This window comes from Streptomyces sp. NPDC001851 (assembly GCF_040297165.1).
Lineage (GTDB): Bacteria > Actinomycetota > Actinomycetes > Streptomycetales > Streptomycetaceae > Streptomyces.
Genome location: NZ_JBEOYR010000009.1, coordinates 308,961 through 319,447 on the forward strand (window position 1 = coordinate 308,961; position 10,487 = coordinate 319,447).

General features: G+C 71.3%; 9 protein-coding genes. 7 read left to right on the plus strand and 2 right to left on the minus strand.

The genetic code is table 11. The annotated features are described in order from the left end of the window. The first annotated feature begins 118 nt into the window (after positions 1–118). Positions 119–1,972 (plus strand): dihydroxy-acid dehydratase, encoded by a 1,854-nt coding sequence (gene ilvD, locus ABT171_RS16335; protein ID WP_351244110.1) that lies wholly within the window; start codon positions 119–121, stop codon positions 1,970–1,972. Between the two features lie 53 nt (positions 1,973–2,025). On the opposite strand, the gene ABT171_RS16340 is transcribed toward ilvD, so the two are convergent. After that, the gene (locus tag ABT171_RS16340; RefSeq protein WP_351244112.1) at positions 2,026–4,119 is read right to left on the minus strand and encodes a serine/threonine-protein kinase; all 2,094 of its coding nucleotides are present in this window, start codon (positions 4,117–4,119) and stop codon (positions 2,026–2,028) included. Positions 4,120–4,298: 179 nt separating this feature from the next. Between ABT171_RS16340 and ABT171_RS16345 the strand changes: the two genes are divergently transcribed. The 6 genes from ABT171_RS16345 to proC all read left to right on the plus strand — a co-directional run bounded on the left by ABT171_RS16345 (position 4,299) and on the right by proC (position 8,743). Next, positions 4,299–4,586 carry an SH3 domain-containing protein gene (locus ABT171_RS16345; protein ID WP_351244114.1) on the plus strand — a complete coding sequence of 96 codons (288 nt, stop codon included), beginning with the start codon at positions 4,299–4,301 and terminating at the stop codon, positions 4,584–4,586. A gap of 87 nt (positions 4,587–4,673) precedes the next feature. Beyond that, positions 4,674–5,198: an EamA/RhaT family transporter gene (locus ABT171_RS16350; protein WP_351244116.1), complete on the plus strand. Its 525-nt coding sequence runs from the start codon at positions 4,674–4,676 to the stop codon at positions 5,196–5,198. A gap of 139 nt (positions 5,199–5,337) precedes the next feature. Further along, positions 5,338–6,126: a class I SAM-dependent methyltransferase gene (locus tag ABT171_RS16355; RefSeq protein ID WP_351244118.1), complete on the plus strand. Its 789-nt coding sequence runs from the start codon at positions 5,338–5,340 to the stop codon at positions 6,124–6,126. 167 nt (positions 6,127–6,293) lie between these two features. Beyond that, on the plus strand, positions 6,294–7,076 hold the full coding sequence (locus tag ABT171_RS16360; RefSeq protein WP_351244120.1) for an ABC transporter ATP-binding protein: 783 nt from the start codon (positions 6,294–6,296) through the stop codon (positions 7,074–7,076). After that, positions 7,073–7,846, plus strand: coding sequence for an ABC transporter permease (locus tag ABT171_RS16365; RefSeq protein WP_351244122.1), 774 nt, complete (start codon positions 7,073–7,075; stop codon positions 7,844–7,846). The genes ABT171_RS16360 and ABT171_RS16365 overlap by 4 nt, the downstream gene beginning before the upstream one ends. An 84-nt stretch (positions 7,847–7,930) precedes the next feature. After that, complete coding sequence (proC, locus tag ABT171_RS16370; protein WP_351244124.1) at positions 7,931–8,743, plus strand: pyrroline-5-carboxylate reductase; 813 nt, start codon at positions 7,931–7,933, stop codon at positions 8,741–8,743. Positions 8,744–8,834: 91 nt separating this feature from the next. On the opposite strand, the gene trpS is transcribed toward proC, so the two are convergent. After that, entirely contained in the window at positions 8,835–9,863 is a 1,029-nt protein-coding gene (trpS, locus tag ABT171_RS16375) for a tryptophan--tRNA ligase (RefSeq protein WP_351244126.1), read from the minus strand. Positions 9,864–10,487: the final 624 nt, after the last annotated feature.

Genomic DNA, 10,487 nt, shown 5'->3' on the forward strand with positions numbered 1-10,487 from the left:
CGCCGGTGAAACGCGCGTCCCGCATTCCGGACAACCGTGTCCAGCGTTTGGAGCACCGGCGTACGCTCGGAGACAGTCAGAACTCTCTGGCAGCAGTTCTTCGAAGGAGCGAGCGACGATGCCCGAGCTGAGGTCCCGCACAGTCACCCACGGCCGCAACATGGCGGGCGCCCGCGCCCTGATGCGCGCCTCCGGTGTACCCGGTGCGGACATCGGCCGGAAGCCGGTCATCGCGGTCGCGAACTCCTTCACCGAGTTCGTGCCGGGCCACACCCACCTCCAGCCGGTCGGCCGGATCGTCAGCGAGGCGATCAAGGAGGCGGGCGGCATCCCGCGCGAGTTCAACACCATCGCCGTGGACGACGGCATCGCGATGGGCCACGGCGGCATGCTCTACAGCCTCCCCTCCCGCGACCTGATCGCGGACTCGGTGGAGTACATGGTCGAGGCGCACTGCGCCGACGCCCTGGTCTGCATCTCCAACTGCGACAAGATCACCCCGGGCATGCTGCTGGCCGCCCTGCGCCTCAACATCCCCACGGTGTTCGTCTCCGGCGGCCCCATGGAGTCCGGCCGCGCCACCCTGGTCGACGGCACGGTCCGCACGCTCGACCTGGTCGACGCCATCTCCGACGCCGTCAACGACAAGATCTCCGACGAGGACATCCTCCGCATCGAGGAGAACGCCTGCCCGACCTGCGGCAGCTGTTCCGGCATGTTCACCGCCAACTCCATGAACTGCCTGACCGAGGCCATCGGCCTCTCGCTCCCCGGCAACGGCTCGGTCCTCGCCACCCACACCGCGCGCAAGCAGCTCTACGTCGACGCCGCCCGCACGGTCATGGACCTCACCCGCCGCTACTACGAGCAGGACGACGAGTCGGTCCTCCCGCTCAACATCGCCACCTTCCAGGCCTTCGAGAACGCCATGGCCCTGGACATCGCGATGGGCGGCTCCACCAACACGATCCTGCACCTGCTGGCCGCCGCCCAGGAGGCGGGCGTCCCCTTCGGTCTGGAGCAGATCGACGCCGTCTCGCGCCGCGTCCCGTGCCTGGCGAAGGTCGCCCCGAACGTCGCGAAGAACCGCACGTACTACATGGAGGACGTGCACCGCGCCGGCGGCATCCCCGCCCTCCTCGGCGAGCTGCACCGCGCGGGCCTGCTCAACGAGGACGTGCACGCCGTGCACAGCCCGTCCCTGGCCGACTGGCTGAAGACCTGGGACGTCCGCGGCGGCTCCCCGTCCCCCGAGGCGGTCGAGCTGTGGCACGCGGCCCCCGGCTGCGTCCGCTCCGCCGAGGCCTTCTCCCAGTCCGAGCGCTGGGAGGCCCTGGACGAGGACGCGGAGGGCGGCTGCATCCGCAGCGCCGAGCACGCCTACTCCAAGGACGGCGGCCTGGCCGTCCTCAAGGGCAACCTCGCGGTCGACGGCTGCGTGGTGAAGACGGCCGGCGTCGACGAGTCCATCTGGACCTTCGAGGGCCCGGCCGTGGTCTGCGAGTCCCAGGAGGAGGCCGTCCAGCGGATCCTCACCCAGGAGGTCAAGGACGGCGACGTCGTCGTCATCCGCTACGAGGGCCCCAAGGGCGGCCCCGGCATGCAGGAGATGCTCTACCCGACCTCGTACCTGAAGGGCCGCGGCCTCGGCAAGTCCTGTGCGCTGGTCACCGACGGCCGCTTCTCCGGCGGCACCTCCGGCCTGTCCATCGGCCACGCCTCCCCGGAGGCGGCCTCCGGTGGCACCATCGCCCTGGTCCAGGACGGCGACCGCATCCGCATCGACATCCCGAACCGCACGATCGAGCTGCTGGTGGACGAGGCCGAACTGGCCCGCCGCGAGCAGGCCCTGAACGGCGTCTACGCCCCCAAGAACCGCGACCGCAAGGTCTCCGCCGCCCTCCGCGCCTACGCGGCGATGGCCACCAGCGCCGACAAGGGCGCGGTGCGTGATGTGACCAAGCTGGGCTGAGCAGCCGTACGACCGAAGGGGCCGCCTCCCACCGGAGGCGGCCCCTCCGCACGTCACCAACCGGACGGATCGCGCGTGGCCATGGCGAAGACGGTCCCGTCGGGGGCGGCGGCGTAGACGTGGCCGTCGGCGAGCACGGGCGCGGGGGGCGCGCTCATGACCTTCGCCGACTCCGCGCCCAGACGCGCGGCGGTCTGCCCGACGAGAACGCCCTTACGGGCGTCGACGGCGAGGAGGCGTCCGTCGCCCGCGGTGAAGTACACGTACCTGCCGTCCGCGACGGGCGCGGAACCGCGGCTCACCGAGGTCTCCACGCGCCACAGCTGCTTCTGCGCGCCCATGTCCACGGCTTCGAGAGAACCACCGGTGGCGAGGAGGTACACGATGTCCCCCCGCACGGTGGCGTGGGCGGCCTCGCTCGCCACGGGCAGTGTCACCCGGCGTGCCGACCGGGTCGAAGGCGTATAGCGGACGACCGCCTTCGTTTCCCCGTAGACGCTGTCGACGGAGAGGAAGAACACGGAGCCGTCCTCGGTGCCGACGGGCTTGAGCGCTCCGTCCAGCCGGGCCTGCCACCGCACCTCGCCGCTCTGCGGGTCCACGGCGACCACCCGTGTGCTCGAACCGTCGGCCGACGTGCTCGTGGCGTAGGCCAGCGGGTCGCCGGGGAACGAGTCGACGGACGGCCTGCCCCGGCCGGCGAGCCGCCGGCTCCACATGGCCTTGCCCGAGGCGCCGTCGACGCCGGTGACCTGGCCGTCGGCCTCCGTGAGCAGGGCCATCCGGTCGGTGTACCGGACCGCCGCACCCGGAGCCAGCCGCCGCTTCCAGACCTCGTCGCCCGAGGCCGGGTCGAGCGCCGCGAACCGCGGTCCGCCGTCGGCGTAGGGCTGCACGAGCAGGGCCGATACGGCCGGCGGTCCACTGGAGGACCGGGTGGCGACCGTGCGGCGCCACAGCAGTCTTCCGTCGGCGGGGGAGAGCGCGAACACCACGCCCGGCTGCGCGCACAGCAACCTGCCCGCCCCGGCCGAGCACTGAGGCATCCCCGCTGCTCCGGGCACCGGCTTGACCGACCAGGAGCTGAACGACGCCGCCTTGGTGCGCGGATGCGGGCCGGCCGGCGCGGGCTCGTCACGCCCGGCCGGCAGAACCGAGGCCAACGCGGCGACCACGACGAGACCGAGCGCCCCGGCGCCCACGGCCGCCCTCCGGCCGACGCGCCCCCTGGCCGGCGGCGCAGGCCGCTCGGCACCGGACTTCGGCGCCGGTCCCTCGCCCGACCGCTGCGCCGGTATGAACGCCTGTGTGTCGTACGAGGCCGCCACCGACCGCAGCTCCCGCATGAGTTCATCGGGAGTCGGCCGCTCCTCGGGCTCCTTGGCGAGGCAGCGCCGCACCAGCGGAGCGATGCTCTCCGGCACCCCGGTGAGGTCCGGCTCGTCATGCACGACCTGGTACGCCACGACATACGGGCTGTCCGAGTCGAAGGGCCCGCGCCCGGTCGCCGCGTGCACCATCACGGACCCGAGCGCGAAGATGTCGGCGGCGGGCCCCACTTCACGCGGCCGCCGGAACTGCTCGGGCGCCATGAAGGGCGGCGTGCCGATCAACTTGCCGGTCTCCGTGCGCAGTTCGCTGTCCTTCGGCCGGGAGATGCCGAAGTCGATGACCTTCGGCCCGTCCTCGGCGAGCAGGACATTGCTGGGCTTCAGGTCCCGGTGCACCACCCCGACCCGGTGGATGTCGCGCAGCGCCTCGGCGAGCCCCGCCATCAGCCGGCGCAGCTGAGCCGGCTCCATCGCCCCGTTCCGCTTCACCTCGTCGGAAAGGGTCGGACCGGGAATGAACAGCGTGGCCATCCAGGGCCGTCCGGCCTCCGGATCGGCGTCGACGACAGGCGCGGTGAAGGCCCCGCTCACCTTGCGAGCGGCGGCCACCTCCTGCCGGAAACGGCCCCTGAACTCGGGATCCCTGGCGAACTCGGCATGTACGACCTTCACCGCGAGCTTCATCCCCGAGGTACTGCGGGCCAGGTGGACCACACCCATGCCACCCGATCCCAGGCGTGCCTCCAGGCGATAGTGACCGGCGTACTCCGGAAGTTCCGCTTCCGCGCCCGCTCCCGTGTTCCCGCGTGGCGTCATGCGACCACCCCCGTGCTGTTCGACCGCGCGCGCGACGCACGGAGCCTAGTCGATGACTCGTGCGAGACAGAGGCGGCTTGCTAGCCTGCGCGCGCGAGTCGCGCAGAGGTGTTTCGCGGCTCGTTTCCTGGGAATCGACGCGACCCCATGACAGACATGGGGCCGAACGGGGGGCTTTCATGTCCATGGACCGCGCCGAAGAGGCCGCCACTCCATTGCTGCGCTACTACTCCGTCGCTCCGGGCGTCCGCCTGAACGTCCACAGCGGCCCCGGCACCAGCTACAACGTCGTCCGCGTCCTGACCGTCGGGGCGAAGGTCCCGGTCTTCTGCCAGACGCCGGGCACGACGGTGAGCGGTCCGTACGGCACGACGAACATCTGGGACAACATCGACAACGGCGAGTTCGTCTCCGATGCCTACGTCCAGACCGGCAGCGACGGCTACATCGCCCCGCGCTGCGGCTGAGTCCTTCGAGGCCGGCGCCGCCTGACCTCGCGCTGCGCCTGCCGACCCCACCGGGAGCCCGCCCCCGCCCGGCGCCATAATCGTTCCGTGAGCGACGAAACCGGCACCCCGGACACCCCGGCGGGCTCCCCGGAGGGCGCGGCCCCGAGCGGCGGCCCGCGGCCCGAGCCCCTCCGCTTCTTCGGCACCACCTGGGTGAACCACGACAACGGCTACGCGGCCCGCCGCGCCGGCGTCGCCGCCGGCTCGCTCGCCACCGCCGTCGTCTCCTGCCTGGTCCTCCGCTTCGCCTACGAGGGCATCCGGATCGCCGGCACCGGCTCCTTCGTGACCGTGCTGATCACCGCCATGTTCGCGATCTGCAGCGCGCTCGCCTTCCGCAACACCTGGGAGGGCTTCGGCGCGCGGCACGACCCGCAGCGCCAGGCGTCCCTGCGCGGTCTGCTCGCCATCGGCTTCGTCGGCTCCCTCCTCGCCTACTTCTTCCGCTCCCTCACCGAGGCGCCCGGCGAGAAGCTGCACCGCGAGGAGTACGAGAAGGCCCGCGAGGAGTACGAGCGCCGCACCTCCCGGCGTACCGGCAATCCGTCGAGGAAGAAGCGCCGCCGCTGACGCCTCCGCCGGCCGGGGCCGCGATCCGGTCGGGCCGGTTCCCGCCGCGCCGGGCAGTCCGCGCACCGCGACCACGAGAGAGCGCGGAGTCCGTGAATCACCGAGGCCAAGTGCCCGAAGCGGTGGTGTCCTTGTCCGTATGACCACGACACCACCGCCCCCACCCACACCCTCGCCCACGGACCGCGCCCACTCCTTCAACTCCGCCGCGGCGCAGTACGCCGCGAACCGCCCCTCCTACCCGCCCGCCCTCTTCGACGCCGTCGAGGAACTGGCCGGCCGGTCCCTGTCGGGTGCCAGGGTCGTGGACGTCGGCGCCGGTACGGGCATCGCGACCGCCCTCCTGCGGGACCGCGGCGCCGATGTCCTCGCCGTCGAACCCGGTGAGGGCATGGCCGCCGAGTTCCGCCGCGGGCTGCCGCATCTCCCGATCGTCCGCGGCAACGGCAACGCCCTCCCCCTCCCCGACGCACACGCCGACTTCATCACCTACGCCCAGGCCTGGCACTGGACCGACACCGCCCGTTCGGTGCCGGAGGCGCTGCGCGTGCTGCGGCCGGGCGGCGCGCTGGCGCTGTGGTGGAACGGCGACGCCCTGGACGTCGAGTGGATCGCCGAGGCCGCCGTCCGCATCGGCGGCTTCTTCGGCGTGGACATCATCGCCAAGCAGCGGGACGGCAGCCGCACGGAACTGGCAGACCCGAGCGGCCGTCTCCGCTTCACCCGCCGGGTGGTCCGCTGGAGCCGCCGGGTCACGATCGACACCCATCTCGCCAACATCGGCAGCCACTCGGCGTTCCTCCTCACGCCCGCCGAGCGCAGGACCGCCTTCCTCGAAGAGGAGCGCGCCCACCTGCTGAAGGTCTTCCCGGACGGCATCGTCGAGGAGACCTACGACGTGCTCCTCCTCGTCGCCACCAAACCCTGACCCAGCGCTGCCGCGCGGACAGGACAGCGGCGGCCGGGCGTGGACGGCATCCCGGCCGCCCTCCTGGCCGCCGCTCTTCCCTGCCACCGCCCGGGCTTCCTGCCACCACCCCGGCTTTACCTGCCACCGGCTTGACGGCAGGCCGTGCCGGGCCAATTATTCATCGCATGATGAATTATGCCGTCCAGGCCGACGGCCTCACCGTCGTCCGCGGCCCCCGCACCGTCCTGCACCACCTCCGCTTCACCATCCCCCGCGGCCAGATCACCGGCCTCCTCGGCCCCTCCGGCTGCGGCAAATCCACCCTCATGCGCTCCATCGTCGGCACCCAGGCCAAGGTCACCGGCACCCTGAACGTCCTCGGCCACCCGGCCGGCCACCCCACCCTGCGCAGCCGCATCGGCTATGTCACCCAGGCCCCCTCCGTCTACGACGACCTGACCGTCCGCCAGAACCTGGAGTACTTCGGCGCGATCCTCGACTCCCGCCGCACGGCCGCCGAACGCCGCCACGAAGTCGACCGCGCCCTCGCCGACGTGGACCTCACCAGCCACGCCGACGCCCTCGCCGGCAACCTCTCCGGCGGCCAGCGAGGCCGGGTCTCCCTGGCCGTGGCCCTGCTCGGCACCCCCGAACTCCTCGTCCTGGACGAACCCACCGTCGGCCTCGACCCCGTCCTGCGCCGCGACCTGTGGGCCCTCTTCCACGACATCGCCGCCACCCGCGGCGCCACCCTCCTCGTCTCCTCCCACGTCATGGACGAGGCCGAACGCTGCCACCGCCTGCTCCTCATGCGCGAGGGCGAGATCCTCGCCGACGACACCCCCGACGCCCTGCGGACCCGCACCGGCACCGACACCGTCGAGGCCGCGTTCCTCCGCCTCGTCGACGAAGCCACCGCCGCCCACCGCACCCGGCAGACGCCCCGCACCCAGGAGACGACCCGATGACCACGACCGCCCCCGCCGCCCCCACCAGCGCGCTCAGCCCCTCACGCACCACCGCCACCGCCGCCCGGGTCCTGCGCCAGCTCCGGCACGACCCGCGCACCATCGCGCTGATGCTCCTCATCCCGTGCCTGATGCTGATCCTGCTGCGCTACGTCTTCGACGCCAGCCCCCGCACCTTCGACAACATCGGCGCCTCGTTGCTCGGCATCTTCCCGCTGATCACCATGTTCCTGGTCACCTCCATCGCCACCCTGCGCGAACGCACCTCCGGCACCCTCGAACGCCTCCTCGCCCTGCCCCTCGGCAAGGCCGACCTCATCGCCGGCTACGCCCTCGCCTTCGGCGCCCTCGCCATCGTCCAGTCCGCCCTCGCCACCGGACTCGCCGTGTGGCTGCTCGGCCTCGACGTCACCGGCTCACCCTGGCTGCTCCTCCTCGTCGCCCTCCTCGACGCCCTGCTCGGCACGGCCCTCGGTCTCTTCGTCTCGGCCTTCGCCGCCTCGGAATTCCAGGCGGTCCAGTTCATGCCCGCGGTGATCTTTCCCCAGCTCCTCCTCTGCGGCCTGTTCACTCCCCGGTCCGACATGCACCCCGCGCTCACCGCCCTCTCCGACGTCCTGCCGATGTCGTACGCCGTCGACGGCATGAACCAGGTCCTGCACCACACCGACATGACGGGCACCTTCGTGAGGGACGTCCTGATCGTGGCGGGCTGCGCGCTCCTGGTGCTGGGACTGGGCGCGGCGACCCTGCGACGCCGGACGCCGTGAGCCCGAAGCAGCCACTCCCCGCCCTGCGTCCGCCCACCGGACAACCGATCCGCACCCCTCCTCACCGGTGCCAGACTGAACCCCATGAGCCAGAAAGTCGCAGTCCTCGGCACCGGCAAGATCGGCGAAGCCCTGCTCAGCGGAATGATCCGGGCCGGCTGGGCCCCCGCAGACCTCCTGGTCACCGCCCGCCGCCCCGAACGCGCCGAAGAACTCCGCGCCCGCTACGGAGTCACCCCGGTCAGCAACACCGAGGCCGCCAAGACCGCCGACACCCTCATCCTCACGGTCAAGCCGCAGGACATGGGCACCCTCCTGGACGAACTGGCCCCGCACGTCCCCGCCGACCGCCTGATCATCAGCGGCGCCGCCGGAATCCCCACCTCCTTCTTCGAGGAGCGCCTGGCCGCAGGCACCCCGGTCGTCCGTGTCATGACCAACACCCCCGCTCTCGTCGACGAGGCCATGTCGGTCATCTCCGCCGGCAGCCACGCCACCGAGCAGCACCTCGCCCACGCCGAGGAGATCTTCGGCGGCGTCGGCAAGACCCTCCGCGTCCCCGAGAGCCAGCAGGACGCCTGTACCGCCCTGTCCGGCTCCGGGCCCGCGTACTTCTTCTATCTGGTCGAGGCCATGACCGACGCCGGCATCCTGCTCGGCCTGCCCCGCGACAAGGCCCACGACCTCATCGTCCAGTCCGCCATCGGCGCCGCCGTGATGCTCCGCGACAGCGGCGAACACCCCGTCAGGCTCCGCGAGAACGTCACCTCCCCGGCTGGCACGACGATCAACGCCATCCGCGAACTGGAGAACCACGGCGTACGAGCCGCCCTCATCGCCGCCCTCGAAGCCGCCCGCGACCGCAGCCGCGAACTCGCCTCCGGCAAGAAGGACTGACAAGAAGGACTGACCGGCGCCGGGGGCGACGGCTCACCGCCGGCCGCCCGCCCCCGCACGCCCGAGTCCGCACGGGCAGGCCCTGACCGCCCTAACGGCCGGCCGCGCTCACCGCCGTCCTGGACACCGGCGGCAACAAGCCGATCGCCCGGTAAGCCGCATCGACGGTCGGCCGGGCCATCGCCCTCGCCTTCTCCGCACCATCCCGCAGCACCCCCTCCACATGGGCAGGATCCGCGCACAACTCCCTGTGCCTGGCCTGCACGGGCCTGAGGACCTCCACCACGGCCTCCGCGGTGTCCTTCTTCAAGGCGCCGTACGAGTGGTAAACGCCTGCCAGTGACTCAGGGTTCCCGTCCGTGCACGCAGCGAGAATCTCCAGCAGGTTCGCGAGCCCCGGCCGCCCCTCCCGGTCGTACTCCACCTCCCGCCCGCTGTCGGTGACGGCCCGCATGACCTTCTTGCGCACCACCTCCGGCTCGTCGAGCAGATAGACGACCCCCAGCCCCGAGTCGTCCGACTTCCCCATCTTCGACGTCGGCTTCTGCAGGTTCATCACCCGCGCCGCGACCCCCGGGCGGGTCGCCTCCGGCACCACGAACGTGTGCCCGTACCGCTGGTTGAACCGCACCGCCAGATCCCGCGCGAGCTCGACATGCTGCACCTGGTCGTCCCCGACGGGCACCTCGTCCGCGCCGTACCCCAGGATGTCCGCCGCCATCAGCACCGGATACGTCAGCAGCGACAGCCGCACAGTCCCGCCACGCTCTCGCACGCGCGCGGTCTTCTCCTTGTACTGGATCATCCGGCGCATCTCACCGTCGGTCGCCACGCACTCCAGCAGGTACGACAGCCTCGTGTGCTCGTCGACATGGCTCTGCAGGAAGACCGTGCACACCTCGGGATCGAGCCCGGCCGCCAGCATCAGCGTCGCCGTCTGCCGACTGAGCCTGAGCAATCGCGCCGGATCCTGGTCCACGGTCAGCGCGTGCAGATCCACGACGCAGAACACCGCGTCGGCCCGGTGCTGGTCCGTCTCGACCCAGCGCCGCATGGCTCCCAGGTAGTTGCCCAGCGTCAGGTGCCCGGTCGGCTGGATCCCGCTGAAGACCCGTGTCATCTCCACTCCACCTCCTGGTCGAAGCCGCCGCTCCTGCGGCCGGCCCCCGGAGTCCTGGAGGGGGAAACAAGAACGGCCGCCGAGGCGGCGGCCGTTGGATGCATACGTGAGTACGGCCGCCGTCAGGCGGCCCACCAAAGCTGGGTACACGTACGCGTGGTCATGCCGACCAGCGTACGCCCCCCGGGTGCTCCCAGGACTGGAGTTGACACACCCCACGCCGATACGTAGTGTTCTCCGGGTTGTCCGACGTGAGCGCCGACTCCGGTCGGTCCCCGGACAGCCATTCCGCAAGTAGCCAGCCACTCTTCGACACTCCGGTGCCGACTGCTTTGGCGTGCGTATTTGCGAAATGAGGAATCCGTGTTCGAAAGAACGCAGCCCCCGATTAGCTCGGGAGCGCGGAATCCGCTAAAGTCTCACTCGTCGGAACGGCCCAGCGGCCGGGAAGACAAACCCGCTGACTGGGAGTCAGACGCCGAAAGGATCTGATAGAGTCGGAACCGCCGGAAAGGGAAACGCGAAAGCAGGAACCTGGAAAGCACCGAGGAAATCGGATCGAGAAAAGATCTGATAGAGTCGGAAACACCGAAGGGAAGCCCGGAGGAAAGCCCGAGAGGGTGA